General features: G+C 71.8%; 16 protein-coding genes. 4 read left to right on the top strand and 12 right to left on the bottom strand.

Annotation, left to right across the window (positions count from 1 at the left end):
- Positions 1 to 167: 167 nt before the first annotated feature.
- From D1J51_RS10850 to D1J51_RS18590, 3 genes are all read right to left on the bottom strand, one after another.
- Positions 168 to 1,643: an O-acetylhomoserine aminocarboxypropyltransferase/cysteine synthase family protein gene (locus tag D1J51_RS10850; RefSeq protein WP_119075212.1), complete on the bottom strand. Its 1,476-nt coding sequence runs from the start codon at positions 1,641 to 1,643 to the stop codon at positions 168 to 170.
- A complete protein-coding gene (locus D1J51_RS10845; RefSeq protein ID WP_119075211.1) occupies positions 1,640 to 2,890 on the bottom strand; it encodes a MalY/PatB family protein in 1,251 nt (416 codons plus the stop codon). Before D1J51_RS10845 ends, D1J51_RS10850 begins: the two co-directional genes overlap by 4 nt.
- Positions 2,891 to 3,053: 163 nt before the next feature.
- Positions 3,054 to 5,189 carry a S1 family peptidase gene (locus tag D1J51_RS18590; protein WP_119075210.1) on the bottom strand — a complete coding sequence of 712 codons (2,136 nt, stop codon included), beginning with the start codon at positions 5,187 to 5,189 and terminating at the stop codon, positions 3,054 to 3,056.
- Between the two features lie 304 nt (positions 5,190 to 5,493).
- Between D1J51_RS18590 and D1J51_RS10835 the strand changes: the two genes are divergently transcribed.
- Positions 5,494 to 5,943, top strand: a complete 450-nt coding sequence (locus D1J51_RS10835) for an META domain-containing protein (protein ID WP_162903780.1) — start codon at positions 5,494 to 5,496, stop codon at positions 5,941 to 5,943.
- Between the two features lie 10 nt (positions 5,944 to 5,953).
- Here the strand turns inward: D1J51_RS10835 and D1J51_RS10830 are convergent, their stop codons facing one another.
- The 3 genes from D1J51_RS10830 to D1J51_RS10820 all read right to left on the bottom strand — a co-directional run bounded on the left by D1J51_RS10830 (position 5,954) and on the right by D1J51_RS10820 (position 8,613).
- A complete protein-coding gene (locus D1J51_RS10830; RefSeq protein WP_205547868.1) occupies positions 5,954 to 7,585 on the bottom strand; it encodes a SulP family inorganic anion transporter in 1,632 nt (543 codons plus the stop codon).
- On the bottom strand, positions 7,582 to 7,959 hold the full coding sequence (locus D1J51_RS10825) for an ArsR/SmtB family transcription factor (RefSeq protein ID WP_119075208.1): 378 nt from the start codon (positions 7,957 to 7,959) through the stop codon (positions 7,582 to 7,584). The genes D1J51_RS10830 and D1J51_RS10825 overlap by 4 nt, the downstream gene beginning before the upstream one ends.
- Before the next feature lie 174 nt (positions 7,960 to 8,133).
- Positions 8,134 to 8,613, bottom strand: a complete 480-nt coding sequence (locus D1J51_RS10820; RefSeq protein WP_119075207.1) for an ATP-dependent zinc protease family protein — start codon at positions 8,611 to 8,613, stop codon at positions 8,134 to 8,136.
- 25 nt (positions 8,614 to 8,638) lie between these two features.
- Here D1J51_RS10820 and D1J51_RS10815 point away from each other — a divergent pair, with 25 nt between their 5' ends.
- Positions 8,639 to 9,838: a RimK family alpha-L-glutamate ligase gene (locus tag D1J51_RS10815; RefSeq protein WP_119075206.1), complete on the top strand. Its 1,200-nt coding sequence runs from the start codon at positions 8,639 to 8,641 to the stop codon at positions 9,836 to 9,838.
- 6 nt (positions 9,839 to 9,844) lie between these two features.
- Here the strand turns inward: D1J51_RS10815 and D1J51_RS10810 are convergent, their stop codons facing one another.
- Both D1J51_RS10810 and D1J51_RS10805 read right to left on the bottom strand, forming a co-directional pair.
- A complete protein-coding gene (locus D1J51_RS10810) occupies positions 9,845 to 10,558 on the bottom strand; it encodes a YceI family protein (protein ID WP_119075205.1) in 714 nt (237 codons plus the stop codon).
- 180 nt (positions 10,559 to 10,738) lie between these two features.
- Complete coding sequence (locus D1J51_RS10805; RefSeq protein ID WP_119075204.1) at positions 10,739 to 11,716, bottom strand: diacylglycerol/lipid kinase family protein; 978 nt, start codon at positions 11,714 to 11,716, stop codon at positions 10,739 to 10,741.
- Between the two features lie 440 nt (positions 11,717 to 12,156).
- Here D1J51_RS10805 and D1J51_RS10800 point away from each other — a divergent pair, with 440 nt between their 5' ends.
- A complete protein-coding gene (locus tag D1J51_RS10800; RefSeq protein ID WP_119075221.1) occupies positions 12,157 to 13,803 on the top strand; it encodes a deoxyguanosinetriphosphate triphosphohydrolase family protein in 1,647 nt (548 codons plus the stop codon).
- A gap of 115 nt (positions 13,804 to 13,918) precedes the next feature.
- Positions 13,919 to 14,557 carry a class II aldolase/adducin family protein gene (locus D1J51_RS10795; protein ID WP_119075203.1) on the top strand — a complete coding sequence of 213 codons (639 nt, stop codon included), beginning with the start codon at positions 13,919 to 13,921 and terminating at the stop codon, positions 14,555 to 14,557.
- A gap of 305 nt (positions 14,558 to 14,862) precedes the next feature.
- Here the strand turns inward: D1J51_RS10795 and D1J51_RS10790 are convergent, their stop codons facing one another.
- The 4 genes from D1J51_RS10790 to D1J51_RS10775 form a co-directional block, all read right to left on the bottom strand.
- On the bottom strand, positions 14,863 to 15,552 hold the full coding sequence (locus tag D1J51_RS10790) for an NUDIX hydrolase (protein ID WP_119075202.1): 690 nt from the start codon (positions 15,550 to 15,552) through the stop codon (positions 14,863 to 14,865).
- 29 nt (positions 15,553 to 15,581) lie between these two features.
- Positions 15,582 to 15,878, bottom strand: a complete 297-nt coding sequence (locus D1J51_RS10785) for a hypothetical protein (protein WP_240423162.1) — start codon at positions 15,876 to 15,878, stop codon at positions 15,582 to 15,584.
- A gap of 36 nt (positions 15,879 to 15,914) precedes the next feature.
- On the bottom strand, positions 15,915 to 17,525 hold the full coding sequence (locus tag D1J51_RS10780) for an acyl-CoA carboxylase subunit beta (RefSeq protein WP_119075201.1): 1,611 nt from the start codon (positions 17,523 to 17,525) through the stop codon (positions 15,915 to 15,917).
- Between the two features lie 247 nt (positions 17,526 to 17,772).
- The gene (locus D1J51_RS10775) at positions 17,773 to 19,077 is read right to left on the bottom strand and encodes a coiled-coil domain-containing protein (protein ID WP_119075200.1); all 1,305 of its coding nucleotides are present in this window, start codon (positions 19,075 to 19,077) and stop codon (positions 17,773 to 17,775) included.
- Positions 19,078 to 19,092: the final 15 nt, after the last annotated feature.

Below are 19,092 nucleotides of genomic sequence, written 5' to 3'. Positions count from 1 at the left end.
AGGCCGCACCTACACCCCCATTTACGATGAGCCACTTTTTCGCCTCTCGACCCGGCTCAGTCGACCCGGCTCAGTCGACCCGGCTCAGTCGACCCGGCTCAGTCGACCCGGCTCAGTCGACCCGGCTCGGTGGCGCCGGCGCGGCATGCGGGTGGGCGCCGGTGCGGCTACCCCTGGGCGTCCCCCACTCGGTCCAGCGCCCCGCGCAGGTCCCGGATCAGGTCGTCCGCCGACTCCAGGCCGACCGAGAGGCGCAGCAGACCCGGTGTGATCCCGAGCCGCTCGTTGACCTCGGGCGCGAAGGTGCCGTGCGTCGAGGTGAGCGGGTGGAGCACCATCGAGCGGGTGTCGCCGATGCCGGTCATGCGCGAGAACACGCGCAGCCCGTTGACGAAGGCGCGCGCCCCCTCGATGCCGCCGCGCACCGTCACGCCGAACACCGACCCGGTGCGGCCGATGCCGCCGCTCTCGCCGTAGTCGCGCACGGCGAGCCCGTGGAGCGGACTCGAGGGGAGCCCCGCGTAGTCGACCGACTCGACCTCGGGCTGCTGCTCGAGCCACGCCGCGATGCGCTGCGACGAGTCGACGTGGCGCTCCATGCGCAGCGACAACGTCTCCATGCCCTGGTGCAGCAGGAAGCCGTGCAGCGGAGACAGAGTCGGGCCGATGTCGTTGACCACGGACTCGCGCACGGCGCGCGCGTAGGCTCCGGTGCCGAAGCGCTCGAGCATCGACGGCACCCCGGGTCGCGAAGACTGCGTGATGAGCGGGTAGGATCGCCCGGCGCGCTCCGCCGCGTCCCAATCGAAGTTGCCGCCGTCGACGACCGCACCGCCCACGGCCGCCCCGTGTCCGGTGAGGAACTTGGTGGTCGAGTGCACCACGATGTTGGCGCCGTGTTCGAAGGGGCGGATCAGCGCGGGCGTGCCCACGGTGTTGTCGACCACGATGGGCAGCCGGTAGCGGGCGGCGACCTCGGCGATGCGCCGCAGGTCGGTGATGTCGTTGCAGGGGTTCGGCACCGTCTCGGTGTAGATCGCCTTCGTGCCGGGGCGGATCGCGCGTTCCCACTCGGCGTCGTCCTCGGCGTCCCACACATAGTCGAGCTCGATGCCGAAGCGCTTGAAGCTGCGGCCGAAGAGGATGCGCGTGCCGCCGTAGATCGAGGCCGTCGACACGATGTGGTCGCCCTGCTGGGCGAGTGCGAACAGCGCCGACGAGATGGCCGCCTGACCGCTCGACACCGCGACCGACACGACGCCGCCCTCGAGCGACGCGAGGCGCTCCTCGGCGACCCAGTTCGAGGGATTGCCCTGGCGGGAGTAGATGGGAGCGTGTTCGCTCGGGGACGAGGCGTAGCCTCGGTCGCGAACCGCTCCGTCGCCGCCGCGCCGATGCTCACTCTGCGACAGGGCGAAGCCGTCGGGGGCCTCGTGCCCCGGACGGTCCTCGGCTCGCCAGTGGATGCTGCCGTCGAAACGGCTCACCTGGTCGTCGAAGTCGTCGAAGAGGTAGCCCGCCGAGAGCGCGATCGGCGGCACCCGCAGCCCGTGATTCCGATCGGGGTACTCGCCCGCGTGCACCTGGCGCGTGTCGAAGCCGAAGCCGTCCCAGTCGTAGATCGGCTGTGCGGTGTCGGTCATGCTGGCTCCTTCGGGGGTAGGATGCGGGCGATGCGCTCGACGGCCTCGCGGATGGTGTCGGGGGCGCAGGCGAGGTTGAGACGGGCGTGGCCGGATCCGCCCTCGCCGAATGAGGCGCCGTCGTTCAGGGCGACGCGGGCGTCGCGCAGGATGCGCTCGTGCGGGTCGTCGCCGAGCCCGGCGTCGCGGAGGTCGAGCCAGACCAGGTAGCCGGCCCGCGGGGGCGTGCGGCGCACGCCGGGCAGGCGATCCCGCACCAGCTCGGCGAGCAGGCGGTCGTTGGCCTCGAACCGCGCGATGGCGCGATCGAGCCAGTCGCGGCCCCGCTCGAACGCGGCCACGCTCGCGTGCAGGCCGAGGATGCTCGCGCGGCAGGCGACCTCGGGCGGCAGGTTGCGCAGGGTTTCGTTCGCGCGTTCGTCGGCGGCGACGATCACCGAGCACTTGGTGCCGGCGAGGTTCCAGCCCTTGCTCGCGGAGGTCGTGGTCACCGACAGCGCTCCAGCCGCGGCCGCCAGGGGGGCGAACGGGGTGAAGGCCCGGCCGGCGTGCGCGAGCGGCGCGTGGATCTCGTCCGAGACGACGAACACGTCGTACCTCGCGGCGAGGCGCGCCAGCTCGGCGAGGTCGTCGGGCGAGTGGATGAGGCCGTGCGGGTTGTGCGGGCTGCAGAGCAGGAACGCGTCGACGCCGGGATCGCTCGCGAAGGCCCGCTCGATGGCGGCGAGGTCGAGGCGCGCCTCGGGCGCCCGGGAGGGGCGGGGGGCTCCGGATCCCGATACCTCGCCGCTCTCGACCGTGCGCAGCGGGATCTCGACGACCTCGAAGGGCACCTCGTCCAGCACCTCGAAGAAGCTCGGGTAGACGGGCGTGGGCAGCGCGATCCGGCCGCCCCCGGGCCTGAAGAGCCTCAGCGACTCGACGATGCCGGTGGCGACGTCGGTGGCGAGGTGCACGCGATCGTGCGGCACGTCCCAGCCCCAGCGATCCCGCGCGAAATCGGCGAAGGCGGGGGCGAGCGGCCCGGGGCCGTCGAGGTAGCCCGTATCGGAGGCGAGCACGCGGCCGATCAGCGCCTGCTGCACCACCGGCGCGACGGCGAAGTCCATCTCGGCGACGAAGAGCGGGAGCACGTCTTCGGGATAGCGCGTCCACTTGAGGCTCGTGCGCTGCGTGCGCAGCAGCGCGGGATCGAGCTCGGCGAAGGGCACACCGCCCGGGTCGGTACAGTCGTCGATCGCGGTCATGCCCCTATCGTCTCGCGCACCGCGGGTTCGGCGCGAGCCGATGGGTAAAGAGGCGTCACACTTCGCGCGCCGCGTCGGCGCCCCTCGCCGGGGCCGCGCACGCAGAGACCCCCCGAGCCGGAGGGCTCGGGGGGTCTCTGCTACCCGCTTGGCGGTCGGAGGATTACGCCTCGTCCGTCTTCAGGCGTCGCGCGGTCAGCGCGAGCGCGCCCACACCGAGGAGCAGAAGCGCACCAGCGGTGATGCCGAACGGCAGCATGTCCGCGCTACCGGTGAGGGGCAGCTCCCCGCCGGGGTTCTGGGGGTCGGTCGGCTGCGTGGGGTCGGTCGGGTTGACCGGATCGGTCGGCTGCGTGGGGTCGGTCGGATCCGTGGGATCGACCGGGTCGACCGGAGCGGCCTCGACGGTGAACACGAGGCTCGTCTCGGCCGACGAGGCTCCGTTCAGGCTCTGCACCGCGCTCACGGCGTAGGTGCCGGCCCCGAGCTGAGCGCCCAGGTCGACGCTCCAGGTGCCGTCCTCCTTCACGACATTCGGGTCGGCGGCGTCGGCGGTGGCCAGGTCGGCGCCCACCTCCTTGCCGTTCAGTGTCACCTTGATGTTGGCGCCCGCCAGACCGGTGCCCGCGATGGAGCTCGGCGCGTCAGCGGCCGCGAAGGTCTGGTTCGGGTCGACGGAGGTGATCTTCGCTGCGGCGGGCTTCACCGTGATGGTGCCGGTGGCCTCGTTCGAGGTCTCGCCCTCGAGGGTCTGGGTCGCCCTCAGGGTGTTCACGCCGATGCCGATGTTGACGTCGGGGTACTCCCACTTGCCGTCAGCGCCCACCGTCGCCTCCCAGATACCGTTCACGGTCACCGTGGCGCCGGGCTCGCCGGTGCCGGTGATGGTCGTCGATGCCGAGTCCGCGCCTTCAGCAGCGGTGAGCTCCTGATCGTTGATGACCGGACGGGGCAGGATGTCAGCCACCGTGATGGTGTGCTGGACCGTCTCCGAGGAGTTGAAGCCCTTCTTGGCGCTCAGGGAGTAGGTGTAGGTGCCCTCTTGCTCGGGTGCCTGCAGCGTGACCTTCCCGTTCTGGACCGGCACGACCTCACCGGCGCCCTCCTGGTAGCTCACGGCGAGCTCGTCGGCGGGGGCGGGAACCGACACGACGATGTCCGAGCCGGGCTCGACGGTCGCGTTGTTCGCGGGACTGTCGACGACGGGGGCATCGAGTGCGATCGCGACCTGGTAGCCGCCGGTCAGCTCGAGCGCGGGCTGGAGCAGCGTGTACCAGGCCCAGTCGTCGCCCCGCGCGGGCGGCTCTTCCGGGCCGCCGCTGACGACGCCGACGGCGTTCTCGCCCTGGAACACGGCGCCGCCCGAGTCGCCGCCCTCGGTGAGGGCGCCGCCGATGAAGCCGCGCACCCAGCGGCCGGAGATCTGCATGTATCCGTCGAGGATCTCGGTCGGGCGCACACTGCCGTCGGTGTAGGGGAGGTCGACCGTGGTGCTGCCGGTCGTGACGCCGGTCGTGCGGCCCGACTTGGAGACGGTGCCCGACTTCGGCAGCGCAACGCCCGTGATGTCGGTGGTGCTCGCGGCGAGGTCGTCCTGCGCGGCGGTGGTCCAGTCGGTGACCTCGGGGCGCAGCTTGAACTTGGGGTCCGTCACGTCGATCACGGCGATGTCGGTCGAGGTCGGATCGTTCTCGGCTCCGTCGGTGTTGCCGGGGCCGCCGAACTGCGCGAAGCCGAAGTCGCCGAGGATGCCGGTGCCGTTGGGCTTGAAGCCCTCTCCGCCCACGGCGGGCTCGGCGGAGGGCAGGGTCAGACCGGTGCGCACTCCGTTCATGCCGGGCTTGCTGCTCTGGCAGTGGCCGGCGGTGATGAGGGCGGGCTGGCCTGCTGGGGACCAGGCCGAGAACCCGAGCGAGCAGGCACCCAGGATCGTATCGGTGGCGTCGAGCGACACGTAGCCGGCGCCGCCCACGACGTCGGTGGCGGCATCGGTTGTGGCCGGGCTGATCAGCGCGACCTTGGCGCCGTTCTCAGCGGCGATCGCGTTGAGCTGGTCAGCGTCGCCCTTGAGCTCGTTGCTGACCAGAACGACGGGCTCGCCGTCGACGGTGTTCGCGCCGTAGCCGACGACGCTCTCCTCGCCCTTCTGCTCCTGAATGTCGGCGGCGGCCGCAGATGCGAGAGCCGTTGGGTCGGTTCCGGCTCCGGCGTCCTCTGCGAGCGCCGGGGAGGCGATGAAGAGGCTGCCGAGGCCGAGGGCTGCTGCCGCGCAGAGCGCAAGCGGGCGACGTTTCGTCACGTGTGGGTCCCCCAGGTGGTTTCGGTTGGTTGATGTACTCCCGCCTCGGCAGTGAGGATACGCGTGAGAACTGCCCTGAAACGCGCGCAGCATGTCCCCTGCGCGATATTCCGCGAATCCGACCACATGAGAGGCCTCAGCTAGGCTATGCGGGGATTCCCAGCTTCGCAACTGATGAACGTTGTCCAACCGTTATAAATCACAGCTAAATCCCTGTTGAGACGGTGAGTTCAGTTTTTTGCTGAAAGCACGTGCAGACGCGCTCGCTACGATGCCTGAAACCGACCTGAGAGGAGCTGATCCCATGAGTTTTCGACGCATCGGTCGAACGGCGGCACTGGGAGGGGTGACGGCACTCCTGGCGGTCGCGCTCACCGCCTGCGCGGGCGGCCCCCGAACCGGCGAGGGGCCCTCGAAGGGCTCCGGCGCAAGCCCGGGACAGGGTTCGCAGGGCGCCGTCTCGCAGAAGGACCTGGTCGGGGCGTGGTCGTCCGATGAAGCCGGAAACCCCCGCCTCCAGTTCGCCGAGGATGGCACGGTGGAGGGTACCGACGGCTGCAACGGCATCTCGTCGACCTACACGATCGAGGAGGGGCGCGTGCTGGTGGCGAAGCGCGCCTCGACACTCATGGCCTGCCCCGGCGTGGACGACTGGCTCCGCGCAGTGAGCGAGGTGAGTGTCAACGGCGACACCCTGGTGGTGAAGAACGGAGCGGGCGAGGAGATCGGCACGCTGCAGCGCGATCCCGCCTGACCCGCTCGCGTCACGCCCGCGCTCGCCGCACGTGCGAGCGGGCGTGCTGCAGCGCGGGATCCAGGTCGGCGAACAGATGGTTCGGGTGCCTGAGCGAGCCGACGACCCCGAGCTTCTCGAGCAGCGCCCGGTGCTCGGACCGGATCCCCTTGATCAGCACCGTCACGCCGCGGCGCTCGAGCGCGAGCACGAGTTCGGCGAGCGCGTTCGCGCCGGTCGCATCGACGAGTTGCAGCCCCGAGAGGCGCAGGATGACGACCTCGACGTCGGGGGCGCCTGAGATCTCCTCGATGAGGCGGTCCGCGGCGCCGAAGAAGAGGGACCCCTCGATGTGGAAGAGCGCGATGCGATCGTCGCCCGCCGCGGGCTGCCCGGGCAGCTGATCGCGGTGAGCCCCGCTCGCCCGGCTGAGCGCCCGCAGTGCGAAGAAGGCGGCCGCTGCGAGGCCGATCCCGACCGCCACGATAAGGTCGAACGCGACCGTCACCAATAGGGTGATGCCGAACACGGCCGCGCTGGAGCGTCCTGAGCGCAGCACGCGAGTCACCGTGGAGGGCGAGACCATGCGCGCGGCCGTCATCATGAGCACGCCGGAGAGAGCCGCGAGCGGGATCTCGGAGACGACGCCGGCCGCGACGAGCACCACGAGCAGCAGCACGATCGCGTGGACGGCGGCGGCGAAGCGCGTCTTCGCGCCGCTGCGCACGTTGACGGCCGTGCGGGCGATGGCTCCGGTCGCCGGCATGCCCCCGAAGAGGCCCGCGGCTATCGAGGCGAGGCCCTGGCCGAGGAGCTCCCTGTCCGCGTTCACGTGCCCGGTGTCGGCGAGCGTCGCCGCAACCCGCGCAGAGAGCAGCGACTCGATCGCGGCGAGTGCCGCGACCGCGAAGGCGGGCCCGATGAGTCCCGCGATGACGACGGGATCGAACGCGGGCAGCGCCGGTGCGGGCAGGGTGCGCGGCAGCTCGCCGATCGCGGGCAGCGGCAGCTCGCTGATCGCGGCGATCAGCGACACCGCGGCGATCGCGATGAAGGAGGCCGGCAGAGCGCGGGCGAAGCGGCCCAGCAGGAGCATGACGATCGCGACCGCGGCGACCGCCGCGAGCGGGACGAGCGCGCCCGGCCAGCTCGCCTCGGAGACGGCCTGCCACGCGGCCACGACGGCGTTCGATGAGTGCTCGCCCGCGACACCGAGTGCGGCGGGCACCTGCTGCATGAAGATGATCACGCCGATCCCGGCGGTGAAGCCCTCGATCACGGGCCAGGGGATGTAGCTGACCGCTCGGCCGAGCCGCAGCAGCCCGGCCGCGAGCACGATCCCCCCGGCCATGACGCTGATGAGCGCCACCGCGCCGACGCCCTGAGCTGCCACGATCGGGGCGAGCACCACCACCATCGCCCCGGTCGGCCCCGAGACCTGCACGTTCGAGCCGCCGAAGACCGCGGCGACGAGCCCCGCGACGATCGCGGTGACGAGCCCCGCCTCGGCGCCCGCGCCCGAGCTCACCCCGAAGGCCAGCGCGAGCGGCAGCGCGACGATGCCGACCGTGAGGCCGGCCAGAAGATCGGCGCGCCAGCTCGAGCGCAGTCCGCGGTAGTCCTCGCCCGACGGCAGCAGGGCGCGCAGCGCGGCGATCCTCACTCCTCGTGCTCCCCGCGAGGCGTCAGCGCGGGCAGGGCCGCGGCCGCTGCTCCGTGAGCCTGGTCGTCGGTGAGGATGCCGAGCAGGAGCCGCCGCGCGACCCGGAGCAGCTCGGCCACCTCGGGGAACGCGAGCCGGTAGTAGACGGCGCTGGCGCGGCGTTCGGACCGGACCAGGCGGTAGCGGCGCAGCACGGCGAGATGCTGGGAGAGGTGGGAGGCTTCGAGCCCCGTGTCCGAGAGCAGGTCGGCCACCGACGTCTCGCCGGCAGAACTCAGTATCTCGAGCACGCGGATGCGGTAGGGGTGGGCGAGTCCCTTGAAGAGGTTGGCCTTGGTCTCGTAGAGCGGGCGCTGCGCGTCTCCGAATGGCATCGGTGCTCCTTGGTGTTATGAAATGATGGATCCATCATATAAGAAACCTGATTATCCCGTGGTCCCTCCGCTCCCGCGGTCGGGCCCCGAGATCGGGCCCCGTCGATCGCCTCCCTGAGCGTGGGCGCGTCCGCACCAGAGCGCACCGGGGCGCCCCGCGGGCGCCCCGGTGCGCTACGCCTTTCCGCGGTTGCGGCGCCGGATCGCGCGCGGCGGTTTTCCGCCGAGGAACGACGCGGCGGAGTCGACGACGAAGCCCCGGCGCAGCGCCTCCCGTCCGATGAGCATGCGGAACACCATCTCCTCGCGGTCCGTCAGCGTCACCTCGGCCTCGATGGTGCGGCCGACGATCCCGACCTCCATGAGCACCACGGGGCGCTCCTGGGCGTGGCCCGAGGAGCTGCGCACGGTGCGGCGGTCGTGCACGGGCAGCTCGACCGTGACCGCGTCGTCGTCGGTGACCTGCCAGGGCTGCACCGTGAACCGCACCCACCCGGCGCCGCCGCGCGAGAACTCCGTGATGTCGGTCGCGTGCAGCGCCGAGGTCTGCGCCCCCGTGTCGATCTTCGCCTTGATCCACGGCACGTCGATGCCGTTCAGGCTCACCCATTCCCGCCAGCCCGTCGGGATGCTTGAATGGTGTAGTCCGCTCACGCATCTATCTTGGCAGGAACCCACGGTGAAACTCGCGATCCTCTCGCGCGCCCCGCACGCGTACTCGACGCAGAGGCTTCAGGCCGCCGCAGCCGACCGAGGGCACGGGGCGCGCGTGCTCAACACGCTGCGCTTCGCGATCGATCTCGCCTCGTCGGAGGATCCCGACCTGCTCTACCGGGGCAAGCAGCTGAGCGACTACGACGCGATCCTGCCCCGCATCGGCAGCTCGATCACCTACTTCGGCACCGCGGTGGTGCGTCAGTTCGAGCAGATGGACGTCTACACCCCCAACACCGCCAACGGCATCTCGAACGCCCGCGACAAGCTGCGCGCCATCCAGATCCTGTCTCGCCACAGCATCGACATGCCGGCGACGGCCTTCGTGCGCAACCGCGCCGACGTGCGCGCCGCGATCGAGAGCGTGGGCGGCGCACCGGTGGTCATCAAGCTGCTCGAGGGCACGCAGGGCATCGGCGTGATCCTCGCGCCGCAGGTGAAGGTGGCCGAGGCGATCATCGAGACGCTGCACTCGACCCGCCAGAACGTGCTGATCCAGCGCTTCGTCTCCGAGAGCCGCGGGCGCGACATCCGCGCGCTCGTCGTGGGTGATCGGGTGGTCGCGGCGATGCGGCGGATCGCGAGCGGCGACGAGTTCCGCTCCAACGTGCACCGAGGCGGCACGGTCGAGGCCGTGCAGCTCGAGCCCGCTTACGAGCAGGCGGCCGTGCGCTCCGCCCAGATCATGGGGCTGCGGGTGGCGGGCGTAGACATGCTCGAGGGCGACGAGGGGCCGCTCGTCATGGAGGTCAACTCCTCGCCAGGCCTGCAGGGCATCGAGACCGCCACCGGGCTCGACGTGGCCGGCGCCATCATCGACTACATCGCCAACCAGGTGAACTTCCCGGAGATCGACGTGCGGCAGCGCCTCAGCGTCTCGACGGGCTACGGCGTGGCCGAGCTCACGATGCACGCGGGATCGGATCACGTGGGCAAGGCGCTCGGCGATCTCGGGCTGTGGGATCGCGACATCACCGTGCTCACGCTGCACCGCGGCGTGCAGGTGATCCCGAATCCCCGTGCGCACGTGCTGCTGGAGCCCGAGGATCGCCTGCTGTGCTTCGGCAGGCTCGAGGAGATGCGGTCCATGATCCCGGAGCGTCGGCGTCGGCGTGCTCGAGTGCGCAAGCTGCCCCGGTCGGCGCAGGATCTCGCCGACGCCTGACCGGCGCTACTGCTTCGCGGCGGAGAGCTGGAACTCGACGAAGCCCGAATCCTCGACCGACACGAAGCCGAGGTTCGGCGCCTCCACGCCGAAATCGGCGAAGGTGATGGGGATCGAGCCGGCGATGTCGGCGGTCCGTCCGTCCGAGCGCACCTCGACCGAGGCCGTGACCGACTGCGTGACCCCCGCGATCGTGAGGTCTCCCACGGCCTCCGCCTGCACGACGGAGCCGGATCCCGGGGCGGCTTCGAGCGACACCGGATCGGTGAGCGCGAACGTCGCGGTGGGGTACTCCCCGCTGCGCAGCGCCTGGTCGCGGAAGTACGTGTCGCGCTGCGCGCTGTCGGTGGCGATCGAGGCGACGTCGACGGTGAGCTCGGCGGACTCGAGCGTGAGACCGTCCTTCCCGATGGTGAAGCCGCCGCTCACCTGATCGGTGCGGCCGGTCACGGTCACGTCGGTGCCGTTGAGCACCTCGTTGACGCGGTAGCCGGCCTCCGAACCGTCGGCCACGCTCCAGGCGCCGACGAGCGCTTGCGGATCGAGCGTCGCACCGGCCGAGTCGGATAGGGCGCCGTCACTCGCTCCCAAGGTCGGCGCGGAGGCGGCCGGCGGAGCGATGAAGTCGCGGTAGACGACGGGGCCGGCGAGCGCGGCCAGCGCGGCGAGCGCGAGCACGCCTGCACCGGCGCCGATGAGGACCTTCTGGGACTTCTGCACGGGGGCTCCTGACACTGCGCGTCGATTCGATCCGTTCCAGGATGCCAAGCGTAGCAATGAGCGGCCTCCGAACCGTGGGAGAGGAAGCTGACAGTGGCACGTTCAACCGGTGCCTTCTCAGCGGGCGGCGCCGGCGGAGGCCCGCGCCCGGCCTCGACCCGCCCCGTCGGGTCGAAGCGGCTACGCGCGCACCCGCAACGCGCCCGGCAGTATCCGCACCTCGAACGCCGCGACCTCGCCGACGTCGTCGCCGTCGATCTCGAAGGCGAGCGCTTCGGGCAGCTCGACGCGCACGCTCCGCGCGCGCAGGTGCGCGGTCGATCCGGAGCTCTCGGCCGTGCCGGCGCCCGAGATGAGCCGCTTGAGGCCGTTGTCCCAGACCATGTTCTTCATCGTGTCGAGCCACGCCCCCGCGTCGTCGGCGCGCAGCACCAGCAGGTCGAGCTCGCCGTCGTCGGGTACCGCGTCGGGCAGCAGCGTGATGCCGCCCTGGATGCTGCCGCAGTTCGCCACGAGCAGCGTGTGAGCGTTCTCCGCGCGCGGCTCGCCGTCGTCGACGCGCAGCGAGAACTCGATCACCTCGGTGCCCGAGGCGGCCCGCCCGAGCGACTCGACGTAGGCCAGCCACCCGGTCTTCGCCTTGAGCTCGTCGTCGGTCTCGGCGATCATCTGCGCGTCGATGCCGAAACCGACCATCACCACGAAGCCGTGGCGCTGCTCCACCGCCCCGTCGTCGCTCGCGGTCGATCGCAGCCGCACCTCGCCGAGGTCGAGCGGCGACGCCTCGCTCCTGAGCATCCGCTCGAGGGCGTCGCGCGGGGCGCCCAGCGGCAGGCCCAGGTTGCGGGCCAACAGGTTGCCGGTGCCGAGCGGCACGATGCCCAGCTCGGCCTCCGGCGATCCCGAACCGCCCAGCCGCTCGGCCACCGCGCGCACCGTGCCGTCGCCGCCAGCCGCGACGACCACGCCGCAGCCCTGATCGAGCGCTTCGCCCGCAGCGCCCTGCCCCGGATCGTCTTCGCTCGTCTCGAACCAGAGGCACTCGGGCCGTTCGGCGTCGGCGTCGAAGGCCCGCTCGAACGCCCGGTCGACGGCCGAGCGCAGATCCCGCTCCTCGACCTTCGACGGATTCCAGACGATGCCGATCTTGTCGCTCATGGCTCTCTCCTCTCCCGCTCCCAGCGTAACCACATCGGGTCGAAGACCGGAAGCGGGTCGTCTCGGCTCGCGCCGACTCGGCGCGAGCTTCACCCTGCGGCACAGTTTTGCCTTCGAGCACATCGCCGAGGCGGATTCGATGTGCTCGAAGGCAAAACTGTGCCGCACGGTGAACGGCGTGCGGCGTGGGGGACGCCGACCCCGACCCATCCCGGAGGTCCGAGTCCGCAAACACGAGTCACGAGGAGCGGCTTCGACCGCCACGCGGCGGCTGTTCGGAACTCGTCGTTGCCGGGCGGGGCACGGGCGATCGACTCGGGCTGGGACCACAGCCGGGCGAGCAGCGCCTTCCAACGTGCCCGCCCCTCGGGGCGCTCGCCGAGGCTCCGGCCCGCGCCAGGAGCGGCGCCCGGCCCCGGCGGGATGGTTGAATGGAACGCATGACCGCACAGCCGCCGCGGACGCGCGGGGAGCCCGCGCCCGCGAATGACGACCCGCGCGAGGCGCGCCGGTACGTGGAGCACGTCTCCTCGCAGCACCGGTCGGCGGCCGTCGACGACACCGAGGGCCGCGCACCGGGGGCGGCGGGAGAGCGCAGCCCGCAGGAGTATCGCATCGACCTCGAGCGCATCCGCTTCTCCCCGTACTTCGCGCGCCTCTCCGACGTGACCCAGGTGGTGCCGCAGTCGGGGGTCGGCCCGGTGATGCACAACCGTCTCACCCACTCGCTGAAGGTGAGCGCGGTGGCGCGGGTCATCGCCGCCCAGCTCGCCGGCCACGAGGCCCGGCACGCCGCGTTCGCGAGGGGCGAGCGCGTCGAGGACGATGAGACGGGAGCGATCGTGACCCGGCTCGGGGGCTGCGACACGATCGTCGCGCAGGCCGCGGCCCACGCGCACGACGTCGGTCACCCGCCGTTCGGGCATCTCGGCGAGCGGGTGCTGGATCGTGTGGCGCGCGAGCGCCTCGGCCTCGCGGAGGGCTTCGAAGGCAACGCCCAGAGCTTCCGCATCCTCACGCAGCTCGACACCCTCGGCCGCGACTTCCCGGGACTCAACCTCACCGCGGCCAGCCGCGCGGCCACGCTGAAGTACCCGTGGACGCGCGCGGAGTGGATCGGCGTCACGGTGCAGCAGACGCCGGTGCAGGATCGGCCCCGCGGGGTGGGGGGCGACCCCGTCGAGGGGGCGGAGAAGTTCTCGGCCTACGCCCTCGAGGCGACCGAGATGGAGCGCGCACTCGCGGCGTTCCCCCGCATCGGCGGCGGGTTGCAGACGGTGGAGTGCGCGGTGATGGATCTCGCCGATGACATCGCCTACGCCGTGCACGACCTCGACGACTTCGCCCGGGCCGGCGTGCTGCAGCAGGCGGCCGTGTCGGGCGAGCTGCGGGCCTGGCTGGCGCACGAGGCCGCGCTCGCCGCCGAGGAGTCGTCCGAGCTGCAGGCGGCGTGGCGGGCGCCGGGGCGATCGCTCGAGCTGCTGTGGCGGAGGGTGCGGGCCAAGGACGCCTGGATCGCGGACCGCGACGCTTTCACGGCGGCGGTGCGTCGCGTCAGCGACGAGGTGGCCGAGTCGCTGCTCGCCACGCCGTACGACGGCGGCATCGACAGCGAGCGGGCCGTGTCGAGTTTCACGCGGCGCTGGATCGAGCACCTCCGCACGTCGATCGTGGTCGATGAGCACCCGAACGTGCGCGGCGGGCACGTGCGCCTGGACCGCCAGGCGTGGCACGAGGTGGCGGTGCTGAAGTTCGTGCACGCCCACTTCGTGCTCGAGCGCCCCGAGCTCGGGCAGACGCAGCGCGGTCGGGCGCGGGTCGTGCAGGAGCTGGCGCTGGGCTTCGACGAGTGGCTGGGCGATCCCGCGGATTCCGGTCGGGCGCCGCGGCGGCTGCTGGAGTGGTCCGACGAGGCCACCGACGCGAGTTTCGCGCTGCGGCGGGATCGGCCCGAACTGCTGATCGGGGACACGAGCGATGCGGGCCTGCGGCAGCAGGGGCGCGCCCGCGCGATCCTCGACTACGTCGCCTCGCTGAGCGACCAGCAGGCCGTGTCCACGCACCGCGAGCTCACCGGCGCGGCCTGAGCCGTCCGGCTCGGCGCGCTCGCCCGGCGCGCGCATCCTCTCCCGGCGCGGTGGGGGCCGAGCAGGCGAAGGCGGCACGGGGGCGCGGCTCCGAGGGACGCGGTACCGTGGTGGGATGAGTGAGCAGCCGCGGGATCCGGAACGCCTCGTGCAGGAGCTGATCGAGGTGGGGCGCGACGCGGTGAGCCGCGGACTGGTGCTCGCGAGCGCGGGCAATCTCTCGGCCCGCCTCTCGGACGACGCCTTCGTGGTGACGGGCAGCGGAACCTGGCTCGACCGACTCACCCCCGACGACTTCGCCGTGCTCGGTCTCGCCGACGACGAGACGGGAGCTCCAGCGCCGGGAGGCGTCAAGCCGTCGAGCGAGTGGAAGCTGCACCACCGGGCCTACCGGGCCCGCCCCGACGCCAACTGCGTGCTGCACCTGCATCCGCGCACCGCCGTGGTGCTCGCGAGCCTCGGCCGGCCGATCCGCCTGCTCACCCTCGACCACGCCTACTACCTGGGATCCATCGGCGTCACGCCGTTCTACCACAACGGCACCGACGAGCTGGCCGACACCGCGGCCGAGCAGCTGCGCGAGCACGACTGCGTCGTCATGCGGCACCACGGCTGCTCCGTGGTCGCCGACTCCGTGGGCATGGCGTATCGACGCGCGCTGAATCTCGAGGACGCGGCGCAGGCGACGGCGCTCGCGCTGCAGCTCGGCGACGCCGAGACCGCCTTCCCTGCGGGCGACGCGCGCCACGCCTGATCCGTCGGGCGCCCGCCTCGGCGCCGCGGCCACCCGCGAGGGGTGGGCCGCGGAGCGGTCCCGGGTGGTCTTCACGACCCCAGGGGCCCTCCGGCGGCGATTCGGGCCCATACTGCCTAGCAACCCGCCGAGATTCGATCGCGCTCGCGCGTGAGGAGTTCGGTCGGGTTGCGATCCGGTTCGACGCCATCCCCCTTTCGAGCGTCCTGCCGGAGTGGTGGGCGAGGACGTTCCCCCTGAGTATTCGTCCTCGCCCACTCGGCCTCCTCCGTCTCGCGGCGCTCCGGCGCGGCTGGGCCTCGCCCCTATCCCCGCACCGGAAACTCCCGGGACGCGTCCCAGGGGCGGCTCCAGCCCAGTTCGTCGAACAGCGTGGCCAGCAGGATCCCCGTGAACCCCCACACCACGTGTCCGCCCAGGTGCGGCGCGAGTCTGAACGCCGGGCCGCGATACGCGGTGCCACCGCGGCGCAGGAGCGAGGTGCCGCGGGCTGTCGGATCCAGCAGCTCGGCGACCGGTACGCGGAACACCTCCACCGACTCGGTCCGATCCGCCGCCACCTCGCTCGGCAGCCGCCACCACCCCACCACCGGCGTCACCAGATTGTTGCTCAGCGGGATGTGCACCTCGGGCAGCGAGCCCAGCGCCTCGACCCCCGCCGGGTCGAGCCCGGTCTCCTCGGAGGCCTCGCGCAGCGCCGTCGTGGCGGCGTCGGAGTCGGCCGGTTCGGCGCCCCCGCCGGGAAAGGCGATCTGCCCGGCGTGGTGCCGCATGCGATCGGCGCGGCGCGTGAGCAGCACGTCGAGCTCGTGCGGCACCGCGGGGGCGGGCCCGTGGGCCGGGATGCGATCTAGCGCGCCGAAGAGGATCAGCACCGCGGAGCGCCGCGCCGGGAGGTCGGTGAGGTCCGCGAGTCCGCCCTGCGGGCGGAAGTCGAGCGCGATGCCGCGGCGCATCAGCTCCCGCAGCTCGCGTTCCGCGGCGGATCGTTCCATGCCCGCAAGCCTATCGAGCGGAGCGTCTCTCAACCCTCGGTGAACAGGTCCCTGATGCCCTCCGGCACCCGCTGGGAGCGAGCCCACGGCTCGCGATCCCGGCGCTCCACGCGCTTCGCCCGTCGCGTCTCCTCCGCTCGCGCCTGCGTCAGCACCGCGATCACCGCTGCGCGCTCCTCGTCGCAGAGCCGACGCGTGACGAAGGCGATGTCCTCGCCGCTGATCGCGTCGTCGTGCGCGCCGAGCACCCCCCGCTTGGCCGCGTCGCGCGCGGCGGCGTCGGGGGGAAGCCGCGCGTCGTCCTCGCTCATCGTGCTCCCGCTCACTCCGTCGCTCCGCCCGTCTCCTCGTTCGCCCGTCGGTCAGAGCGGGATGTTGCCGTGCTTCTTGGCGGGCAGCTCCTCGCGCTTGCCGCGCAGGCCGCGCAGCGCCTTGATCACCGCGAGGCGGGTGCCGGCGGGCTCGAGCACGTTGTCGAGCTCGCCGCGCTCGGCGGCGAGGAACGGACTCGACACGTCGGCCGTGTACTTCGCGGTCAGCTCGGCGCGCAGCGCCTCGACGTCCTCGCCGCGCTCGGCCGCGGTCGCCAGCTCCTTGCGGTAGAGGATGTTCACGGCGCCCGCGCCCCCCATCACCGCGATCTCGGCGGTCGGCCAGGCGATGTTGAAGTCGGCGCCCATCTCCTTCGAGCCCATGACGATGTACGCGCCGCCGTAGGCCTTGCGGGTGATGATCGTGACGAGCGGCACGGTCGCCTCGGCGTAGGCGTAGAGCAGCTTCGCGCCGCGGCGGATGACGCCCTGGAACTCCTGGTCGGTTCCGGGCAGGTAGCCGGGCACGTCGACGAGGGTGAGGATCGGGATCGAGAACGCGTCGCAGAACCGCACGAAGCGGGCCGCCTTCTCGCTCGCGTCGATGTTGAGCGTGCCCGCCATCTGCGCCGGCTGGTTGGCCACGATGCCGACCGTGCGTCCCTCGACGCGGCCGAAGCCGATGAGGATGTTGGGGGCGAACAGCGGCTGCACCTCGAGGAAGTCGGCTCCGTCGAGGATGGCCTCGATGATCCCCCTCATGTCGTAGGGCTGGTTCGGGCTGTCGGGGATGATGGTGTTGAGCCTGCGGTCGGCGTCGGTGATCTCGAGCGCGGTGTCGCTGTCGTAGACCGGGGCCTCGGCGAGGTTGTTGTCGGGCAGGTAGCTGATGAGCGCGCGCGCGTAGTCGAGCGCGTCGAGCTCGTCGCTCGCGAGGTAGTGGGAGACGCCGCTCGTCTTGTTGTGGGTGAGCGCGCCGCCGAGCTCTTCGAAGCCGACCTCCTCGCCGGTGACTGTCTTGATCACGTCGGGGCCGGTCACGAACATGTGGCTCGTCTTGTCGACCATGATCACGAAGTCGGTGAGTGCGGGGGAGTAGACCGCGCCGCCCGCGGAGGGGCCCATCACGATGGAGATCTGCGGGATCACCCCCGAGCAGGCCGTGTTGAGGCGGAAGATGTTGGCGTACTTGCTCAGCGCCACCACGCCCTCCTGGATTCGCGCGCCGCCCGAGTCGAGGATGCCGAGAATCGGGGCCCCCGTCTTGAGCGCGAACTCCATCGCCTTGACGATCTTCTCGCCCGCCACCTCGCCGAGCGAGCCGCCGAAGGTGGTGAAGTCCTGCGAGAAGACGACCACCTGGCGGCCGTGGATGGTGCCGGCGCCCGTCACCACCGAGTCGCCGAAGGGACGACTGCCCTCCATGCCGAAGGCGTGGGTGCGGTGCTTCACGTACTTGTCGAACTCGACGAACGATCCCGGATCGAGCAGCGCCGCGATGCGCTCGCGCGCGGTCATCTTGCCGCGCGGGTGCTGCTTGGCGGCGGCCGTGGCGTCGCGGTCGCCGACGGCCTCCTGGTACTTGCGGCGGTGGTCGGCGATGCGGCCCGCGGTCGTCGCGAGCTCCTCGGTCGCTGGCGCGGTGGCGTTCTCTGCAGTCACGCATGCCAGCCTAGCGCGGGGTCTCCGCGCCACGCTCCCGAACCTCTCCAACGGAATCGAAAAACCTTGGTGGAGTCCCTACATCGCGGCGGCCCAGCCCCGCGGCGATCACACCGTCCGTGCGCGGGGTTCCGGCATCGCGGAGGAGCCGCTGTCGCCGCCCGTGACCACGGCGATGAGGGGAGTCGCTCATGCGATCCGTCGTGGCCGCCGCCTCGATCGTCCGCCTGGACCGAACGCGGGCGGCTCAGTCGAAGATCTCGTCGAGCAGCCCGCCGAGGATCGCCCCGCCGATCACCGGCCCGAGAATGCTCGCGCCGCCCGAGCGCCGTCCGCGCCCGTTCCAGCCCCAATCGTCGTTGTCGGGGCGCGACGAGTCGATATCGCGCTGCGCGAGTTGCAGGGCCTCGTCGGCGAGCCCCGCCGAGCGGCGCGCCAGCTGCCGCGCCTCCTCGCGGGACTCTTCCCGCGTGGAGAGCGTCGAGATCTGCGAGCGGGCCCGCTGCGCCTCGACGAGTCGCGTACGCGCGTCGGCGCCGATCCAGCCGCGATGGCCGTCGATGATGTTGGTCGCGATGTCGATCGCGTGGTCGGCGGTCGAGATGTCGTGCTGCACCTGCTCCAGCGTTGGCACCGGTCTGGCGGCGCGCTCCCGCGCGGCATCGAGGGCGGTGTTGGCTGCCGAGACGATCGCGAGATCGGCGAAGGGATCGCGCTGCGGGCCGGTGCTCAGCCCGGCCAGGGCGGACTCGAGCCGGGAGGCCGCCTCCTCGACCGCCGGCGTGCGCCGCTCGGAGCGGACCGCGGCGAGGTCGCTGCGCGAGTCCTCGATCACCTCGGCGAGGGTGGTCTGGGCGCGCAGCGCCTGGATCTCGAAACCGTCGACTCCGTCGAGGATCGAGACGGCCCTGCGCACGGTCTCCGTCGCCGTCTCGAGCGCGAGGTTCGCCTCTTCCGGCTTGCCCGCTGCCCGACGCCGCTCGGAGAGATCCGCGGAGCGGAGCGCGAAGTCGAGCAGCTGCTCGGCGTCGTCGGCGGTCATCCGGACCCGCTGCAGCGCTTCGGCGCTGTAGCGATCGGCGAGTCGACGCAGGGTCGCCCGGGTCTCGGGAAGGCGCCCGCGCAGTTGCTCGGCGTCGTCGCGCACGCGCTGCAGCGTCTGGGGTGCGCTGCGCGCGAGCGCGACGCGCTCCTGGAGATCGGCGGTGCGCTCGTCGAGCACCTGTTCCGCCCACTCGCAGAGCTGCACGATGCGGGCGTTCCGTGTGCGAAGCTCCTCCGCGGTGTCGAGGGTGGCATCGTTGTTCAGCTGGTGCAGCTGGAAGGCTTCGGTCATGTGCTTGCGCACCGCTTCGAGCCCGATCCGCAGCTCGGCCGTCGCGGCGTCGCCCAGCTCTGCGGACGCGAAGGCGAGCTCGTCGTCGGTCGCCCGGATGCGCTCGTCCGCGGTCACGAGCGCGGTGCGGGCGCGATGCGCCAGCTCCGCGTCGCCCGTGTCCTGCCGCTCCTGCCGCTCCTGCGCCTCGCGGTCGCGGCGTCCCCAGAATCCCATTCGGCCAGCGACCCC

The organism is Leucobacter sp. wl10 (genome assembly GCF_003569785.1).
GTDB lineage: Bacteria > Actinomycetota > Actinomycetes > Actinomycetales > Microbacteriaceae > Leucobacter.
Note: the sequence above shows the minus strand (reverse complement) of the source record. Positions and strands in the feature narration are given on the sequence as shown.

Coding starts and splice junctions, on each gene's coding strand:
- D1J51_RS10790 (WP_119075202.1), bottom strand. CDS start 15,552: ATGGAACGATCCGCCGCGGAACGCGAGCTGCGGGAGCTGATGCGCCGC.
- D1J51_RS10825 (WP_119075208.1), bottom strand. CDS start 7,959: ATGCCATTCGGAGACGCGCAGCGCCCGCTCTACGAGACCAAGGCCAAC.
- D1J51_RS10805 (WP_119075204.1), bottom strand. CDS start 11,716: ATGAGCGACAAGATCGGCATCGTCTGGAATCCGTCGAAGGTCGAGGAG.
- D1J51_RS10845 (WP_119075211.1), bottom strand. CDS start 2,890: ATGACCGCGATCGACGACTGTACCGACCCGGGCGGTGTGCCCTTCGCC.
- D1J51_RS10795 (WP_119075203.1), top strand. CDS start 13,919: ATGAGTGAGCAGCCGCGGGATCCGGAACGCCTCGTGCAGGAGCTGATC.
- D1J51_RS10850 (WP_119075212.1), bottom strand. CDS start 1,643: ATGACCGACACCGCACAGCCGATCTACGACTGGGACGGCTTCGGCTTC.
- D1J51_RS10775 (WP_119075200.1), bottom strand. CDS start 19,077: ATGGGATTCTGGGGACGCCGCGACCGCGAGGCGCAGGAGCGGCAGGAG.
- D1J51_RS10835 (WP_162903780.1), top strand. CDS start 5,494: ATGAGTTTTCGACGCATCGGTCGAACGGCGGCACTGGGAGGGGTGACG.
- D1J51_RS10800 (WP_119075221.1), top strand. CDS start 12,157: ATGACCGCACAGCCGCCGCGGACGCGCGGGGAGCCCGCGCCCGCGAAT.